This window comes from Bacillota bacterium, from assembly GCA_012727955.1.
Lineage (GTDB): Bacteria > Bacillota > Limnochordia > DTU087 > JAAYGB01 > JAAYGB01.
On record JAAYGB010000023.1, the window covers coordinates 72,053 to 89,893 of the forward strand.

Sequence of the window (17,841 nt, forward strand, 5' to 3'; positions counted from 1 at the left end):
CCTCCGCGGGAAAGGCAGAGGGCTTTCGCCATTTCTGTACAGCTGCGAAAGAAAGGAACTTGCTTAGCCAAGTACCGCAAATAGCTCCTTTGTGTCTAGCTCCAGACCGGCAAATCGAGTGGAATTGATTCTGTCTCCATCTGCGTAGGTTGCAACACCATTTAGCTCTCTGTCTTCTGTAAAGAAGTACTGGGTGATAGTCCTACTATCCATATCTACAATCCAGTATTCTGGAACACCGCTTTTCATGTACAGATTCAGTTTTGTGATCGTATCTTTGCTCCTAGTTGAGGGGGAGACCACTTCAACGATGAGACTGGGGACGCCTTGGTACTGACCGGCCTCATTGACATTGTCTTCGTCACAGATGACGACAATATCCGGCTGGACTATATTGGGATCTTCTTCAAATTTGAGGGCATATCCCTGCAGTCTTACATCTAGCGGAGCGGTGAGGGAGCGGCAGGGCTTTCCGCGAAAGTAGTTGTGGAAATGCCATGCTATCTCGTTCACCACTACTTGATGGCTAAAACTCGGTGAGGCTAATAGGTAGACCACGCCGTCAATCAGCTCGTATCTTTGGTCAGAGGACTTGGTGAGTTCAAGATACTCCTCATAGCTGATTCTCCGCATGGTCTTATACTCCTTAGCTTCTTCGCGGAGGACAACGTATTCTGGGACGCTGTAGGGAATCAGTTTCGCGACGGTTTTTCCGTTCTTGACGACAATGATGTCTTCCTTTTCTACCAATGCCAGGTACTTCCCAAAGGAATTCTGCAGATCCGTACTGCTTACCCGCATGGTTTCACCCCCACTGCCAAGTTCGCTATTACCATACCATTTGTTGGCTAGCCGATCAATAAAGAATAGCTAAAATATACAGAGAATTCTCTGGAGTTGTCCTGTCTGACAGGTCGGGGTATGGCCGGAGTTCCCCGGCAGAGGGAGGGGAGGACGGATGAAGTGGCCCTAACGGGCCACTTCCTTGATCAGCCTAACCACCTTTGTGATCGCATCCCCTTGATCGATGCGCCGCATGTTGGCAATGATATCTCGGCGATTAGCGAAGACTTCATCGATGGCAGCGATCAGGGTGTCTTCTGTCATTTTGCTTTCATCTAGCACTTGACACAGCCCGGACTTGGCAAAGGAGCGGGCATTGAGGATTTGGTCGCCTCGGCTTTGCTCCTTAGGCAAGGGGATCAAGAGCATCGGTTTACGTAAGTACAAGAACTCAAAGATGGAGTTCGATCCGGCTCGAGATACCACGAGATCGGCTGCAGCCAGAACATCAGGCAGCTCCTCAGAGAGATACTCGTATTGCCGATAGTGGGGCGAGGAGACCTTAGGATCGGTATTGCCCTTACCGCAGAGGTGGACAATACTAAAGCGCTGGGTCAAAGAAGCCAAGGAGGCTCGGACGGTTTCGTTGATCCTTCGTGCTCCTTGACTTCCCCCCATCACCAGCAAAATGGGTCGACTGTCGGGGAAGTTGCAGAAAGCCTTTCCTTTAGTGGCGTTCCCGGACTTGATCTCCTCTCGCACGATGGCGCCGACATAGCGGACTTTGTCTGCCGGCAGATGCTCCTCTGACTCCGGGAAAGTGGTGCAGATAAACTTAGCGAAGGGCATTGACAACCGATTAGCTAATCCCGGAGTTAGATCCGACTCGTGGATAATGACCGGTACCTTGTTGAGCCAGGCACCAAGGACAACGGGAACGGAGACAAATCCGCCCTTTGAGAAAAGAACGTTGGGTTTTTCCCGTCGGATTATCCGGTAGGCTTGAATTGATCCTTTGAGAACCCGAAAGGGATCGGAGAAGTTTTTCAGATCGAAGTATCGCCGCAGCTTGCCGGAGTCAATTCCGATGTAGCGCCATCCCTTAGCTTCGATCAGTTGCTTTTCAATACCATTCTTGGACCCGATATAGACAACGGACCATCCGTCCTTGAGGAAGCGGGGGATCAGGGCGATATTTGCCGTCACGTGTCCAGCTGTACCGCCGCCGGTAAACAGGATCTTTTTCATCGCCGACTCCCTTTCTATCGTAGTAATCTTCGCTCATTATATCATACAAAACCTGTACCACGATTAGTCTTGTGAGCTAGGAGAGTCTGGATGTTATGAGTCCATTGGCCCCATCCCTCATGATGCCCATGCTTTCCGCAAAATAAGTTCGGTAGAATCTAGCGAACCATTTTCTCCAATATCTCACCGACGGGGTCAAACCAAGGGCCATCGATAAGTTCTATCATACCCTTGTCACAGGCCTCTGCGATTTTGGGATCGATGGGTAATTTGGCCAGAACCTCAAGGTTGTGCTTTTCGGCTATTTCATCAATGTGACTGTCACCGAAAATCTGGTAGTCTTTGCCGTTGTCGGGACATCTAAAATAGGACATGTTTTCTACCAAACCCAGGATCGGGATGTTCATCATTTCCGCCATTTTAACGGCCTTCGATACAATCATGGAAACAAGCTCCTGGGGAGAGGTCACCACTATGATCCCATCAACGGCAATGGATTGAAAGACGGTAAGGGGAACATCCCCAGTGCCCGGCGGCATATCAATGAACATGAAATCCACGTCACTCCAGATAACATCGGTCCAAAATTGCTTGACCACTCCCGCAATAATAGGTCCTCTCCAGATAACTGGATCCGTATCCCTTTCCAGGAGTAAATTGACAGACATAATGTCAATGCCGGTCTTGGTCTTCACCGGTAATAGTCCAGCTTCGTTGCCAATAGCCTTTTCCTTGATACCAAAGGCCTTTGGAATAGAAGGTCCAGTCACATCCGCGTCAAGTATAGCGGTGTGGTAGCCTAATCTGTTCATGGTAACGGCAAGCATAGAGGTAACCAGTGACTTGCCAACCCCGCCTTTGCCGCTGACTACGCCAATGACCTTCTTGATGGAGCTCAGCTCGTGGGGTTTCTCTAAGAAATCCGCTGGCTGTTCTCTTCTTTCTCCGCAGTCCTCGGAGCAACTGCTGCAGCTTTGATTGCAATTTTCGCTCATGACCTTAACTCCTTTGCTTTGGTTTGTTGTTTCTGGAACTTCAATATTTTTCCGGTGCCGCCGCTATCGCTGAGCAAGGCTGTTCTCAGATCACTTTTCGGCTTTGAGAACGGGAAGGTCCCCAGCAGTAAAGGCAGCAATACTATTCTTCGCTGGAACTGCTTGCGTTCGATAGATTTCAATGCCTGCGGCTTTGAGCACGTCCGCGGAATTTCTCCCTAGGCTGGGGGAAAGTAAGACCTTAACTTCATTATCTACTATCCCTTGCGCGGCTTTGATTCCGGCGCCCTCGGTACCTGCTGCGGTGGCGTTGTCAAGAAATACAGCCTCCTTGGTATCGGTATCAAAGATCAGGAAATAGGGAGCGCATCCGAAGGATGTACATACCTCCGAGTCCATGCTTTTCACATTAACAGGAACTGCTATCTTCATAGAAATCTTCCCTTTCACTAGGAATTCCTTGATTACGGCCTTGTTCTCCGATATCTACGGCAACCTCGGCCGCATCCATTGCCCAGTTCCCGACACAGCCGATACTTGCCCCCTTCAATCAGCAGCACCTTGCCCTCGACCAATGCCTTCGCGATCTTCCTTCTCGCTTCAGCGTAAATGCCTTGGACGGTGGTGCGAGCGATATTCATCTGTGCGGCGCACTCTTCTTGGGTAAAACCCTCTAAGTCAATCAGCCTGATAGTTTCATACTCGTCAACGGTCATTCTTACGTAACTTCTTTCGCCGGCACCTCGATCAAGGGGTCCAAACCTGCTGCACTGCGGGAGACTGCAGACCTTTCTCCATTTCATTGGCCTTGGCATGATCAGTACCTCACTGTGACTAGAGATAAACGGAAGCTTTGGCCCAGCTTTCATCTCCGATAGTTTGTGACATATGTCATTTATGATTCTAACTATAGCCTATTTGATGATATATGTCAACAATTAATTGGGTATCGGTGCGTATTGCTCCCTTGCCATTGGCGTGATAAAATCTGAAGGTATCGTAAGTGTGCTAAGAACCCGAAAGGGTATGAAATCCCGCGCTGCCAGGACATCTGCCCGGGACGCTTTCCACTGCTGACAGAAACCCCGGAGAACTTTAGTCTTTTCCGTGGGTGAGAGTTGGTAAGTAAGCGGCATATAATACAGAAATTGTGCAACTATCCTAAGCATCCTGAGGGGGAAAACCTATGTTTTCCATTTTTCCGCAGTACGGTCGCCTGATTGTCGCCCTAGGTCTGATCCTTGGATTGTCCTTTGTTTTCTTTCGTCTCCTGCGTCCACTGCTGGCTCAGGTACCTTGGTTGCAGGCGCGACTTGGAATTAACAGCATCTTGTCCCTTGTGCTTGGGCTAGCCTTTAGTGTTTCGACGCTGTTGGCCCTGGCTTACTTGTATGTCTATTACGGATTTGATCACCAGCCAGACATTTACCGTCACGGCCCTCGGGATCTACCCATAGTGGCCCTTACCTTTGATGACGGTCCCAGCCCGGAGTTTACACCACCGATTCTTGATATTCTGCGGGAGTACGGCGTCCCGGCCACATTTTTCATGGTTGGCAGCCACGTCGAGAAGTACCCCGAAATTGCCCAACGGATCGTTGATGAAGGTCACGAAATTGGGAACCATACCCTTAATCACCGTAATGTCCCGACGTTGAGCACCCTTGATTTGCATGAAGAGGTTGTCGGAGCAACAACGATTATTACCGAGGTCACCGGTGAGTATCCGACCTATATTAGACCTCCAAGGGGATTCTACGACGGACGATTTCGGCGGTTGGCGGCAGTTCTGGGGCAGCAGACGGTGCTTTGGACCATCTCTTCCCGGGATTGGCGATACGGAACTACCGCCGATGCCATTGTGAAAAACGTGATGGGCCGAGTGCGCAATGGGGATATTATTCTCTTTCACGACAGTGGGGCATTGGTGAAGAACGAGGGAGGAGACCGGTCGGCAACGGTTAAGGCCTTACCGATAATTATCGAGCGGCTTCAGGCCCGGGGACTGCAGATTGTACCCTTGCGGGTCCTGCTCTATGGTGAAGAACCGCAGGAGAAGTTTCCCTCCGTCGACATGCAGGAATAACGTGACTTGAAGGAGTGATATCGCCATGCATGCCGGGGACCTAGTCACAGATGCTCGGGATATCGGGGCTTTGTATCTACAAAGCTTTCCCGAGAGTATTGATTTCTTTTTCCCCGGGCGGGATCCCGATACACTCCTTCCGATGATCGGCTGGGGTTTTGAACTGCTGCTTCGCACCGGTTGCCACCGGATCGTGATTCGCGATTGCGATGGCAGCCTCCTTGGTTACTGCTTGGTATCGACGACTAAGACCGTGCCCTTTTACCGGCTGCTGTGGCCTAACCGGATCCTACGGACGGTGGTCCTGGGGATCAGGGCTGCCAGGCAGATTCAGGTTCGAGAGCTCCCCTTGCTAGTTCGCAATGGACTAGCCTTGCTAAGGATAAGTCTAGGTTCTGGTAAGGACACTTTGGCCTTGCCTGGGGGACGAATCGTCTCTATCGCCGTTTCTCCCAAGGCCCGAGGTCGGGGTATTGGCACTACGCTGCTCACTATGGCTTTGCAGTTCCTTGAAAGCAGACAAGTTCCCTACACCTACCTTGAGGTACGACCAGGTAACCAAGCGGCTCGCAAGCTCTACGAGGGGTTTGGTTTCCAAGAGATCGGACGCAGCCAAGACGTCCAGGGCCCCTGGATACAAATGCGGCGGGCAAACAAGATCGACCGGGATCTCAGAGAGTTCCAGTGAGGGACAGTAGCAGAATCGTACGGTTGCTGCAGTTATCGTGGCAATGAGTGGTGTAAAACCATCCGCCATGCTATGAGCTGGGCGGAGGGGATCCTATGCAGGGCAAGAAAACAAGCGGGGGACTGTCATCACGGACGAAAAATGGGAAAAGGATAGCCCGTTTGACCCCTACGTGAGCGATATTGAACATTACTTCACTGTGCGGGAGAATGCTTCGGATGACCAGTGGGTCGGTAAGAAGGTCTTTTGTGAAGAGCTTAGAGCGATCTCCGAGAAGAGGTGTTTCAAGGAGCCCGATGTGATGCAACCGGATTTAATCGGTTGCCCGTGATCTCGCCGGCGCAGATAACGAGCAATCCAGTATCATGATTTACACCTTCTGGAGAGACATGGCCCCTTCAGTGGTTCTTCAAGGATTGCAGATTAATGTTTAGGCTCTGTTCAACGACTTATTCTGATACGTAAGAAGGAGAGCATTCCCGCGAGCTGGCGAATGCTCTCCTTTTTTTCTTGCAGCTACTTCCCCTGGGCGGTAAATTTGGCCATCACACCCCGGGAGAATCTGGGAAGAGGCGGTTGCCACCGGCTGCGCCGCGACTGGAGTTCTGCGGCGATGACTTCCGGGGTGGCAGGAACCCCGTTGATTCCTATAATCTCTAGTCGGCGATTGGGGATGTCGATTTCTATTAAGTCCCCTTCTTGGACCAGGGCAATGGGACCGCCCTCGGCGGCTTCTGGAGCTACGTGTCCGATGCAGGGGCCTCGGGTACCCCCGGAGAATCTACCATCGGTGACCAGGACGGTGGTGTCCGCCAGGGATTCGATTTCCATCAGGGCTTCAGTGGTCATCAGCATTTCCGGCATTCCACTGCCTCTAGGTCCTTCATAGCGCAGGACCAACACATCTCCGGGACGAATCTGACCAGCGGTGATTGCCTGACAACAGTCCTCTTCACTATCAAAGACCCGGGCCGGACCGGTATGCTGCATCATCTTTTCTGAGACTGCCGAATACTTCACCACGGCTCCTTGGGGAGCTAGATTGCCCTTGAGGATGGCAATGGACCCCATGGCACTGGATTTTGTGACCCCCTTGGATGGTTTACTGATCACACTATCCCTGGCTATCCCGTAGTTGTCTAGGAATCCCACATACTGCTCAAAGTATCCCGACCGGTGTAGCTCCTCAAGGTTTTCTCCTAAGGTCTTGCCAGTCACGGTCAAAGCGTCTAAATGGAGGAAATCCCTTAGATACCATTGGACTAGGGGAACGCCGCCGGCATACCAGAACAGTTCACTGGGATACTGGCCGCTGGGCTGAACCCAGGCCAGGTGGGGTACCTCCTTGTTGTATCGATCGAAGGTGTCCAGAGAAGCTTCGATCCCAAGTTCTGCCAAGATAGCCGGTAGGTGAAGGGTGGCATTGGTGGAGCCACCGATGGCGGCATGAAGGATCACGGCATTCTCAAAGGCCTTGGGGGTGAGGATGTCCGAGGGTCTGATGTCTTCTGCAACCAGGCGAGCCACCATTTTACCCGCCCGTCTGGCTTGCCTGGTGATAAAGGACATCGTTGCCGGGGCCACGGCACTTCCCGGTAGGGCTAACCCCAGGGCTTCGGACATGCACTGCATGGTACTGGCAGTGCCCATAAACTGGCAGGCCCCGCAGGAAGTAGCCGCCGCCAACTGGCGCCTTCTCACCTCTTGGTCGGTGATGGTTCCTGCCTTCTTAGCGGTGGAAACGTCTCCTAAAATGGTATTGATAAATCCAGGACCGGGGCGCATGGATCCGCCAGGGACATGGATGGCCGGAAGATTGAGCCTGGCGATGGCCATCAAGTGGGCTGGAATGGATTTGTCGGAGGCCGAGACCACCACAACGCCATCCCAGGGCCACACGGAGCCGTGGAGTTCAACCATGTCGGCCATGGTGTCCCGGGAAGCTAGGATGTAATTCATCCCTTCATGCCCTTGAGCCCATCCGTCACAGATATCGGTGACATGAAATTGGGCCGGGCGATATCCCGCTTCCCAAACTCCGATGGCAACCTCTTGGCTTAGAGTGTTTAGATGTACACTACAGGGGTGACTTTCGCCCCAAGCATCATCGATTAGGATCTGAGGTTTATCAAGATCCTCTTCCGACCAGTTCATCCCAAGACGCAGGACATCGGATTGGGGCCAGAGTTCTCGGGCCTTCCGAGATCGTTGGGCTGTGTGATCTACCATATGAGTCCCTCCCTCTTCATCGCTAGGGAGGTTTTCTTGCTCTAAGGCTTGGTACCTTCTAATATATAACTACAGGCAAGGTGCAATAGGACCTTGCCTGTAAGGATGGGCTGATGCCTCTATAGGTTTAGGCTCGTTGGTTGCCTTGGGAGAGAAATTCTTCTAAAGTCAAAGCTTTGTTTGCGATGGTTTGCGCAGCACTAGAACCGACATATCGCAGGTGCCAAGGTTCATACTGATAGCCGGTGACATGCTCCTTTTCCTTGGGATAACGGATAATGAAGCCAAACCTAGCGGCGTTGTTCTGCAGCCACCGGCCTTCCTCGGTGCTGCCGAACTCCTCTGTCAATCGATAATCCACACTGGCTGCGGAAACGTCCATTGCCAGTCCCGTCTGATGTTCACTTTCTCCGGGACGGGCACTGACCCGATTGGCTTCGGCTTCCCCCATCTGAGAGGCGTTGCGCTGGAAAATTGCCTCCTGGCGTTCATAGGAGCGAAAACCAGAAACGGCAACCAGATGGATGCCGTCCTTGGCTGCCGCAGCAAAGAGATTTTCCAGTGCCTCTGCGGCCTCCTGCCGCATTTGTTTCTTGGGATGGTCCTCGGCGAAGGAAAAGGGGACATTGGGGACAACTAGGTCAGATGGGACATATTCCGGTGGCAGAGGATGTTCCTTGTTGACCAGTGTCAACTCATCGCTTGCTTCGGTTTCCCCCAGTTCTCCCTGTACCAGGGGAGTCGACTTGTATCCCAATGCAATTGCTAGAATGAGTAATAGTGCGATGAAAAGCTTCTTTCTAATGGTCCTCACCACCAATTCATAGGTTTCTTATATATAAAGAGTTGCATGCCCATGCATATGGGCTTTGGCACCTAATCTGATCTTATGGGCATCTGCCGGGAGGCGGCAAGCCTCAGTCTTTGGCTGTGCTGGAATAGGTTAGAGTACTAATCGTTAGAGGAAGGAAGGTGGCAGGGAATGAAGCAAACCTGTGCACAATTGCTGGCGGAGTTCACCGAGCAGTGTCCCCGGCTGCAGTCGGAGAAACTGGAATTTACCGGAGTCGGTAACGATGATGTGTATAACATTACTGCACCCTTTATGGATGACGAATTGGTTATTGCCGGTCGAGTGGAACCTCGGGAATCGGAACGGTCCCGGGTGGTGTTTTTTGTCGCCCGGCAAGGCCAGTGGGTACCAAAGCCGGGGGCCCCAACCTATGATCTGCAGGACCCCTTTGTGGCCCGTATTCGCGGGGAGCTGATTTTTGGTGGGGTGGAGGTTTTTCCCCATCCGACGGTGGAGAATGCCCTGCATTGGCGCACCCGTTTCTATCGGGGGGACAGCATCAAGAACCTGGTTCCCTTTGCCCAGGGACCCGATGGAATGAAGGATATTCGCTTGGTTGAGCTTCCCGATGGAGATATCGGAGTGTTTACTCGGCCCCAGGGTGAGGTGGGAGGTCGGGGTACCATAGGTTGGCTGCGAATCAGAGATTTCAATGAGCTTACTCCCGAAAAAATCCAATCGGCCCAGCTCCTCGATCAGTTCATTGAGTCTGAGTGGGGAGGGGTCAATGAGGTGCATCTCTTGAAGGGAGGGCTCCTTGGGGCCTTAGGGCATATCGCCTGTTTCGACGACGAAGGCAATCGCCATTACTATCCGATGACCTTTGCCCTTGATCCCGATACCGGTCGGCAGGTCTCCCCGATGAAGATTATCGCGGCTCGCAGGTACCTGGCGCCCGGCGCCGCGAAACGGCCTGATCTGGAGGATGTGCTCTTTAGTGGAGGATTGGTCCGACAGGATCACGATACCGCGACCTTGTACGTTGGGGTCAGCGATGCTGAGGCCCACAGGGTGATGATTCCCGACCCCTTTCAAGAGTATGAGGTCTAATGGGGAAGGAGAGAGGGGTGTTGGCGATTAAACCGGTGCGGGTCAGGATGGTTGCCGATCCAATCAGTCCCGTGGAAGAGCTTAGATTTCCGGCGGGATACCATTTGCGGTACTTTCGGCCTGGAGAAGAGGGAGACTGGGCGGAGATCGAGACCGCGGCCGGAGAGTTTGCCTCCGTAGACGAGGCCTTGGCCCGCTTCAACTCAGAGTTTGCTCCTCACCTAGAGCAGATGCAATCTCGGTGTCTCTTTTTGGTTGGGCCCGACGGACGGTTGATTGGTACTGCTACGGCCTGGTGGAATGACGAATTTCGCGGTGGAGGTTGGGGTCGCTTGCACTGGGTGGGAATTCATCGGGACTTTCAGGGTCTAGGTCTGGCCCGCCCCTTGGTGGTGGCCGCGGTTAATCGACTGGCACAGCTTCATGAGCGGGCATACCTGACCAGTAAGACCACCAGTCTTAAGGCGATCAAGCTGTACCTAGATTACGGGTTCTCGCCGGATCTGTCCCTTGAGGGAAGTGGCGAGGGCTGGCAGATCCTAGCGGATCTGCTGCAGCACCCTAAGTTGCAGGCAACTACTGGTAAGTAAGAAGGGCACTGGCAGGAGTATGTGCTGGCCTCGTCAAATTGATATAGTCTAGTTCGTTGTCCAAAACGAGGGTGAGGGGAAGTGAAGCTGTGAAGTCAACTAAGGTCTCAAGCCCCTTTCGGTGGCTGCTGATCAGCATGATATTTCTAGTAGTAGGCATTCTGTTTGTAAATGGTAGCTCCGGCAGGGTAGAGGCTGTCAGCCTTGATCGGAGGCAAGTTCTTCCTTCCGGTACGGCAAGGCCCACCGGTGATCAGGATAGCCTGATCTACACTGCACATCGCCAACCCTCACTTAGTCTAGGCTCATCGGTTTTGGTGCTCAAAATCAAGACTACGACCAAGACTGCATTCTTTGAAATGGAGCGGGAGACTCCTGTTTTGTACGGATTGAAGGATCCCAATGTGCAAAATTGGCTCAACTCACGAATTCGGGCTCCCTTGATCGCCTTCACCGACAATCTGCGAAAGCAAGCGGAAAGGGACTACAGACAGTGGCCCCAGGATCAGGAGTTTCGCACTTATATTGCCCATGTCAGCTATGATGTGACCTTGAACAATGACCGGTTGTTGAGCATGGTGGCGACGATGTATCAGTATACAGGTGGGGCCCATGGGTTATCCTTCTTGGAGCCCTTCAATTTTGATCTACATACCGGGAAGGCGCTGCGGCTGGCGGATCTCTTTGCTCCCGGAGTTGATTACCAGGGCCTGATTCGGGCTGAGATCAACCGACAAATGGCCCAGAATCCTGAGAGGTTCTTCGAACCTCGCTTGCCGGAGAATTGGGTGCCCGGTGAACATCGCTTCTATTTGACGGAGGATGCAGTGGTGGTGTTTTTTGATCTGTATGAGATTGCTCCCTATGCCTCGGGCATTCCGCAATTTGCGATTCCCTACAGCTTGTTAGGAGATCTACTGCCATAGGCTAGAGATAAGTTGTGGGACTGAGGTTCCGGCGGCCTGCGATTGGTTACCGGCTCCTCAGTCCTTTTCTTTAGCCAGCGGCAGACAAAAAATGGGCCCTCGAGGGCCCCAGCTTCTACCATCAGTATAACATGCCAAGCCAGATATTTGCAGACTGTTTTGGCTGGTTAGTCTTCGATACAATAGAAAAGCAGTGAAAGGCTAAGGGATTTTCCTAAACAATGGGGCAGAGGAGGTTAACAAATCCCAGTGATCACACATGCTCTTTTTATCGGAGGACCGCCGGGTTCAGGAAAAACTACCATCGCACAACGCCTCGCCCGTCGGCATGGACTTCGCTGGTACAATGCCGACACCAAGACCTGGGAGCATCGAGATCGAGCCCTCCAGGCCGGGCATCCCGCGGCAGAACGATGGGAAAGGTTAACCCCTGAAGAGCGGTGGATAACGGCCTCAGATGAGGAAATCAAGCAGATTACCCTGAAGGTAGAAAGAGGCTTTATGATTCTCGATGACGTCAGGATGCTGCCACCATCACCCCTGGTAGTGGCCGAGGGCTCACCTCTACGCCCGGGACCGGTGGCTCGGGAACTAGCCGATCCCTCTCGGGCCGTCTGGCTGATCCCCACCCCGGAGGTACATAGGGCCCGTTTGGAGGCCCGCACCTATCGCCCTCCCGGTAAGAAACCGGGATACATCAGAAGAGCCCTCATCGAAGCCGGTGAGATCGAGGCGGAGGCCAGGAAATATGGGATGCCGGTTATCAAGGTAGACGGTTCCCAGGGAATTGAGGCGATGGTTCACCAGGTTGAGGAGATCTTTGCTGCGGCCTTGGCGGAGGGACCCAGGGCCAAGACCAATGGGGAGCGGAGAGCTCTCCTGCGCTATGCCAACGAGGCCTTTGTGGCCCAGTGCTTAGGTTATTTGGCCCGTCCCTGGACCAGCGGAGATCCCAAGTCCTCCATTCTGTCCTTTGTCTGTGAGTGCGACGATATCTACTGCGATGCCACGGTACGGATGCCGGTGGCGGATTTCCCTCTTGATTCACCGCCGGGGACGGTGCTGGCGCCGGGACATCGCACAGAATGAAACTGGGAGTGAAGAGGATGCCAACACAGGATTTAGGCCAGATTGTGATTCTTAATGGTACCCCTCGGTCCGGTAAGTCTAGTATTGCTGCAGTTATTCAGGACCAATTTGCCGGTGTTTGGATGAACCTAGGGGTTGACCGATTTATGGCAATGATCCCAAAGCGCTACCATCCGGGCATTGGCCTGCGGCCTGGGGGTGAACGACCGGATCTGGAGCCGATTTTAACAAAGATGTACAGTGCGATGTATGAGTCCATCGCGGCCCACAGCCGCATGGGCCTGAATGTGGTAACGGACGTGGGTCATCATGATTGGTACAGCCGGCCCCGGGGTATCCTGCAGGATGCTGCTCTGCGGTTACAGGGTTTGCCGGTGTTGTTTGTGGGAGTGCGTTGCCCCCTGGACGTAATTATGGATCGCCGTCGAGCCACTGGCTGGCAGGACAAGGACGACATGTCGATTCCGGAACCGGTACTACGCTGGCAGCAGGCCGTTCATGAGCCGGGGATCTATGATCTCGAGGTAGATACCTCGCTGCTGACGCCCCAGGAATGCGCCGCTTTGATTCAAGACAAGCTGGCCAATCCCCCGAGCCCCTCGGCCTTTCAGCAGATTGCGGCCCAGGCCCAGGGAAAGTAGCGGCCCTTAGGCACCAAGGTTTGGGGCAGGATAAGTGGTTTCATTGAGAACGATAAACCGCCGGGGTTATCCCTCCGGCGGTTTACTAGATCCGGTGAATACTGCTTTTTTTGCCTAGGGCCTGACCGCAGTTCCATCGGGAGTGCGGGCCAAGGGCCATTGGGGCGCTTTGTTCAAAAGAGGGTATTTGGCCGCCTTGGCTTCATCGATGTCGATCCCCAAGCCTGGCTGGTCATTTAAGTAGGCGTATCCCCCTCTTACCTCGGGACATCCCGGGAATACCTCCCGCAGTGCATCGTTTAATCCCGCCCATTCCTGGATCCCAAAGTTCGGGGAACTGATGTCTAGGTGAAGATTGGCCACATGACCCACGGGAGATACGTCTCCCGGTCCGTGCCAGGCGGTACGAATGCTGAAGCTTTCACAGAGTGCTGCCAGCTTTTTCGCCGGGGTAATTCCACCGATTTGGCTGATATGGACCCGAATGAAGTCAATTAACTGCTCGGTGATTAGGATCTTCCACTCGTTGGGATTGTTAAAGAGCTCACCCATTGCGATGGGTGTGGCACTTTGGCTTCGGATCATGCGAAACCATTCCAATTGCTCCGGGGCCAAGGGATCTTCAAGGAAGAACAAGCGATAGGGCTCCACCTGCTTGGCAAGGCGCACCGCTTCGATGGGGGTGAGGCGTTCATGGACGTCATGGAGCAGCTCGACACCAAAGCCGATGGTCTTTCTCAGATGGGCAAACATCTGGGGCACGCTTTGGGCGTAGGCATCGGGATCAAAATAGGCTCCCGGCACCTGGGGAGTGGGCCCAGGGCGCATCCCATCACTCCAACCGTAGGCTCCCATTTGGCAGCGAATAAAATGATAGCCTTCCTCCATGTACTCTCTAACTTTGTCCTCCAGGGCAACGGGATCGGATCCGCTGGCATGACGATAGAGCGCCACACCCTCCCGGCACTTCCCGCCCAAGAGCTCATAGACCGGCATCCCGGCGAGTTTCCCCTTAATGTCCCACAGGGCCATATCAATGCCTGACAAGGCATTGTTTAGTACTGGACCGTTTCGCCAGTAACCGCTGACATTGGCTGACTGCCAGATGTCTTCTATGCGGCGGGGGTCTTTGCCAATTAGAAAGGGCCTTAGGTAATCATCGACCGCGGACTTGACCGCCAAGGCCCGTTGGGTAAAGGTGGCACACCCCAAACCATATAGTCCCGGCTCTGATGTTTCCACCTTAACTACAACTAAGTCGATTCCCGCCGGTGCCGTCAGGATGGTCTTGACATCTGTCACAACCAGTTTTGACACTTTTTTCACTCCTCCTCAGTATGAACAAATCCCCAGCCTTGATCCACGTGTTGGCCGGGATGCTCCGGCATTCCCGGTAGGATCAATCCGCCATCGACCTTGAGGGTAATTCCCGTGATATAGGAAGCTTTTTCCGAACAGAGCCAGGCCACGGCATTGCCAATGTCCTGGGGCGTCCCCTTTCGCCCCAAGGGGATTCGCTTCGCTAGATAGTCCACGTATGGGGCTCCAGGCTGAGGCTCCCTGATTTGGGTTGCGCCTGGTGCTACGCTGTTTACCCGGATCCCATGGGGAGCCAAATCCAGAGCGATGGCCTGGGTGGCCCGATTGATGGCGGCTTTTAGTCCTCCATAGAGCCAATCCCTGGGGTAAGCCCTTTCCCCGCGGGTGGAGGAGATAAAGATGATATTTCCCGGAATCCCGTGGGCAATCATATGTTTAGCTGCCTCTTGGGCTGCCAGGAGATAGGCCTTGAAATTCAGGTTGATTAGGTAGTCCATCTTCTCCGGTTCCATTTCCGTGATGGAGCCCAGGATAGTGACGCCGGCGTTGTTGACCAGGACGTCCAAGTGCCCCAGACTCTCGATGGCCCATTGGACTACTTGGGCTGGAATCCTGGGATCTTCGAGGCTAGCCTGCATCACATAGCATTCACGGTCGTACTCGTCTTGGATTAATCGGGCAACTTCCAGGGCACTGTCTCGGGCCGTGGCATAGGTGAGGGCTACATCATACCCCTTTTGGGCTAGGGTGAGGGCGATGCCTCTTCCGATACCGCGACTTCCTCCCGTTACCAGGGCAGTTCTGTGACCTCGACTGGTTGTCATCGCAATATACCTCCCTCCAAAGGACCGGTCAATGTTTTGGTTAGCAGTACTTACTACATAACTTATCGATCCCCTTGAGGACTGGGATGATTTTGTCCAGGAACTCACCGACCCTGCGCCGAAGAAAAAATGGAAACTATCAGAATTGCGCGAGAGGAAAGGAGATGCATAGCGGTGACGGTACAGGAGAAGATTGCCAAGTTGATCTCTGAGATGACCCTAGAGGAGAAGGCGGCCCTGTGTTCTGGCCAAGGACCCTGGCATACCCAGGCCATCCAGCGATTGGGCTTGCCCGCGATGTTAGTAACCGATGGACCCCACGGGGTTCGTTTGGCAGAGAAGCCGGAAACCTTGGAGTGGAACAATCGACCGGCCACCTGCTTTCCCACCAATGCCGCGGTGGCTTCATCCTGGGATCCCCAGCTGGTGAAGGAGATCGGGCAGGCCCTTGCAGCTGAATGTAAGGAAATGGGGGTTCATGTTCTCCTGGGACCGGGCATTAATTTGAAACGCTCACCCCTGGGAGGAAGAAACTTTGAATATTATTCTGAAGACCCCTATTTGACGGGGCAGATGGGAACGGCTTTCGTGCAAGGATTACAGGAACGAGGGGTGGGTGCCTCCCTGAAACACTTTGCCGCGAATAATCAGGAGTTTGAGCGGATGACCATCGATGCCCACATCGACGAGCGCACGCTGCGGGAAATCTACTTATCGGGATTTGAGCAAGTGGTAAAAGAAGCCAAACCCTGGACGGTGATGTGTGCCTACAACCGGATCAACGGTGTCTATGGATCGGAAAACTCCTATCTCCTGACGGATATTCTCCGGGAGGAGTGGGGTTTTGAAGGATTTGTGGTCTCCGATTGGGGTGCGACGGAGGATCGAGTTGTCGGTCTCAAGGCCGGTCTAGATTTAGAAATGCCGGGGCCGGCACCGGCCAATGATCGCCGAATTGTCGAGGCAGTGCAGCGGGGAGAATTGGACGAAGCTGTTCTCGATGAGACGGTACGGCGGTATCTGACGGTGCTGTTTCAGGCTCTTGAGGGGCAGAAAACCAAGGAGCCTGTGGACTGGGATGCTCATCATGCTCTGGCTCGAAGGGCCGCGGCCGAAAGTATGGTCCTGTTGAAAAACTATGACCAAACCTTGCCCCTGCAGATTGACCAATTAGAGGAGTTGGCGGTGATCGGGCATTTTGCCATGACGCCTCGATTCCAGGGTGGCGGTAGCTCTAAAGTTAATCCCCGTCGACTGGACATTCCCTTAGAGGAGATTAGGGCAGCTGCTGCACCCGCGGTGCGGGTAACCTACGCTCCAGGTTATCTGGAAAGCGGTGAAGCGGATCCCCAACTAATTGCCGAGGCAGTGGACAATGCCCGACGGGCTTCGGTGGCGGTGGTGTTTGCTGGCTTGCCGGATCGCATTGAATCGGAGGGTTACGATCGCCCCCATATCAATTTGCCGGAAAATCAGGTTCAGCTCATTGAAGCTGTGGCCCGAGTTCAGCCACGGACGGTGGTTGTACTCAACAACGGCTCTGCCGTGGCGATGACTCCCTGGATTGGGTCCGTGCCGGCGGTCCTGGAGGCTTGGCTGCCGGGACAGGCCGGGGGAGGGGCAATCGCCGACATTCTCTTTGGCAAAGTTAACCCTTCCGGTCGGTTGGCGGAAACCTTCCCCATGACCCTGCGGGATAATCCTTCCTACCTCAACTTCCCAGGGGAGAATGGGGTAGTACGGTATGGAGAAGGCCTGTTCGTGGGCTACCGCTACTATGACAAAAAGGGCATCAGACCGCTGTTTCCCTTTGGCTACGGCTTGTCCTACACCAAGTTTGCCTACGAAGGTCTAGAGCTTAGCTGCCAGGAGCTCAAAGATACCGACAGTTTGACGGTCTCCCTAACAGTCACCAACGTCGGTGAGGTTGCCGGCAAGGAAGTGGTGCAGCTCTATGTTCGCCCCCATCAGTCGAGGTTGGTTCGTCCCGAGAAGGAACTAAAGGCCTTTGCCAAGGTCTATCTCGAACCTGGGCAGGCAAAACAGGTACAACTGCAGCTGCAGCCTCGGGATTTTGCCTATTATGATCCTGCCTACCGCGATTGGGTGGTGGAGGAGGGGGACTACGACATCCTGGTTGCCAAGTCGGCTGCGGAAACTGTGTTGTCGGCTGCAGTGCACATCGAAGCCACCCGCCAATGGCGCCGGCCCTTAACCCGAGATTCCTCCATCAAGGACTGGATGAACGATGAGAAGGGACGGCAGGTTCTCCAGTCGGTACTGCCACCAGAGCAGCTGGAGATGTTTATGAGCAGTGATAGTGAGCTGGCGGCGATGTTTTCGGCGATGCCCATCAAGAAATTAGTCTCCTTTAGCCAGGGACGATTAACGGAGGAACATTTGGAGCAAATGATTGCTGCCGCTAATTCCTAGGACTAAGAAGCGGGCACGGGCGCTACCCTTTGGTGGCGCCCTTTGTCTGAGTCCAGGAGGGAGCACCATCCTATCTTGAGGCATAC

17 protein-coding genes are annotated in these 17,841 nt (G+C 53.7%); 8 read left to right on the top strand and 9 right to left on the bottom strand.

Annotation, left to right across the window (positions count from 1 at the left end):
- Positions 1-63: 63 nt before the first annotated feature.
- The 5 genes from GX030_05085 to GX030_05105 all read right to left on the bottom strand — a co-directional run bounded on the left by GX030_05085 (position 64) and on the right by GX030_05105 (position 3,841).
- Positions 64-801 (bottom strand): type II toxin-antitoxin system prevent-host-death family antitoxin, encoded by a 738-nt coding sequence (locus GX030_05085; protein NLV91755.1) that lies wholly within the window; start codon positions 799-801, stop codon positions 64-66.
- Between the two features lie 168 nt (positions 802-969).
- A complete protein-coding gene (locus tag GX030_05090; GenBank protein NLV91756.1) occupies positions 970-2,031 on the bottom strand; it encodes an undecaprenyldiphospho-muramoylpentapeptide beta-N-acetylglucosaminyltransferase in 1,062 nt (353 codons plus the stop codon).
- Positions 2,032-2,189: 158 nt separating this feature from the next.
- Positions 2,190-3,026: an Mrp/NBP35 family ATP-binding protein gene (locus GX030_05095; protein NLV91757.1), complete on the bottom strand. Its 837-nt coding sequence runs from the start codon at positions 3,024-3,026 to the stop codon at positions 2,190-2,192.
- Positions 3,027-3,116: 90 nt separating this feature from the next.
- On the bottom strand, positions 3,117-3,458 hold the full coding sequence (locus GX030_05100) for a dinitrogenase iron-molybdenum cofactor biosynthesis protein (protein NLV91758.1): 342 nt from the start codon (positions 3,456-3,458) through the stop codon (positions 3,117-3,119).
- A gap of 32 nt (positions 3,459-3,490) precedes the next feature.
- Positions 3,491-3,841, bottom strand: coding sequence for a DUF134 domain-containing protein (locus tag GX030_05105; protein NLV91759.1), 351 nt, complete (start codon positions 3,839-3,841; stop codon positions 3,491-3,493).
- A 371-nt stretch (positions 3,842-4,212) separates the two neighbouring features.
- On the opposite strand from GX030_05105, the gene GX030_05110 reads away from it, so the two are divergent.
- On the top strand, positions 4,213-5,112 hold the full coding sequence (locus tag GX030_05110; GenBank protein NLV91760.1) for a polysaccharide deacetylase family protein: 900 nt from the start codon (positions 4,213-4,215) through the stop codon (positions 5,110-5,112).
- Between the two features lie 25 nt (positions 5,113-5,137).
- Entirely contained in the window at positions 5,138-5,800 is a 663-nt protein-coding gene (locus GX030_05115) for a GNAT family N-acetyltransferase (protein NLV91761.1), read from the top strand.
- Positions 5,801-6,316: 516 nt separating this feature from the next.
- Here the strand turns inward: GX030_05115 and GX030_05120 are convergent.
- Positions 6,317-8,029, bottom strand: a complete 1,713-nt coding sequence (locus GX030_05120) for a dihydroxy-acid dehydratase (protein NLV91762.1) — start codon at positions 8,027-8,029, stop codon at positions 6,317-6,319.
- Positions 8,030-8,156: 127 nt separating this feature from the next.
- Positions 8,157-8,849 carry a M15 family metallopeptidase gene (locus tag GX030_05125; GenBank protein ID NLV91763.1) on the bottom strand — a complete coding sequence of 231 codons (693 nt, stop codon included), beginning with the start codon at positions 8,847-8,849 and terminating at the stop codon, positions 8,157-8,159.
- Between the two features lie 162 nt (positions 8,850-9,011).
- Between GX030_05125 and GX030_05130 the strand changes: the two genes are divergently transcribed.
- The 5 genes from GX030_05130 (at position 9,012) to GX030_05150 (ending at position 13,178) form a co-directional block, all read left to right on the top strand.
- Positions 9,012-9,932: a DUF1861 family protein gene (locus GX030_05130; protein NLV91764.1), complete on the top strand. Its 921-nt coding sequence runs from the start codon at positions 9,012-9,014 to the stop codon at positions 9,930-9,932.
- Positions 9,933-9,952: 20 nt separating this feature from the next.
- A complete protein-coding gene (locus tag GX030_05135; GenBank protein ID NLV91765.1) occupies positions 9,953-10,522 on the top strand; it encodes a GNAT family N-acetyltransferase in 570 nt (189 codons plus the stop codon).
- Between the two features lie 89 nt (positions 10,523-10,611).
- The gene (locus GX030_05140) at positions 10,612-11,448 is read left to right on the top strand and encodes a DUF3298 and DUF4163 domain-containing protein (GenBank protein NLV91766.1); all 837 of its coding nucleotides are present in this window, start codon (positions 10,612-10,614) and stop codon (positions 11,446-11,448) included.
- Between the two features lie 249 nt (positions 11,449-11,697).
- On the top strand, positions 11,698-12,537 hold the full coding sequence (locus GX030_05145; protein ID NLV91767.1) for an AAA family ATPase: 840 nt from the start codon (positions 11,698-11,700) through the stop codon (positions 12,535-12,537).
- 17 nt (positions 12,538-12,554) lie between these two features.
- Positions 12,555-13,178: a chloramphenicol phosphotransferase gene (locus GX030_05150; protein ID NLV91768.1), complete on the top strand. Its 624-nt coding sequence runs from the start codon at positions 12,555-12,557 to the stop codon at positions 13,176-13,178.
- 114 nt (positions 13,179-13,292) lie between these two features.
- Here GX030_05150 and GX030_05155 read toward each other — a convergent pair whose 3' ends face one another.
- Entirely contained in the window at positions 13,293-14,495 is a 1,203-nt protein-coding gene (locus GX030_05155) for a starvation-sensing protein RspA (GenBank protein ID NLV91769.1), read from the bottom strand.
- A 5-nt stretch (positions 14,496-14,500) separates the two neighbouring features.
- On the bottom strand, positions 14,501-15,322 hold the full coding sequence (locus tag GX030_05160; protein ID NLV91770.1) for an SDR family oxidoreductase: 822 nt from the start codon (positions 15,320-15,322) through the stop codon (positions 14,501-14,503).
- A gap of 129 nt (positions 15,323-15,451) precedes the next feature.
- Between GX030_05160 and GX030_05165 the strand changes: the two genes are divergently transcribed.
- Complete coding sequence (locus GX030_05165) at positions 15,452-17,755, top strand: glycosyl hydrolase (GenBank protein NLV91771.1); 2,304 nt, start codon at positions 15,452-15,454, stop codon at positions 17,753-17,755.
- Positions 17,756-17,841: the final 86 nt, after the last annotated feature.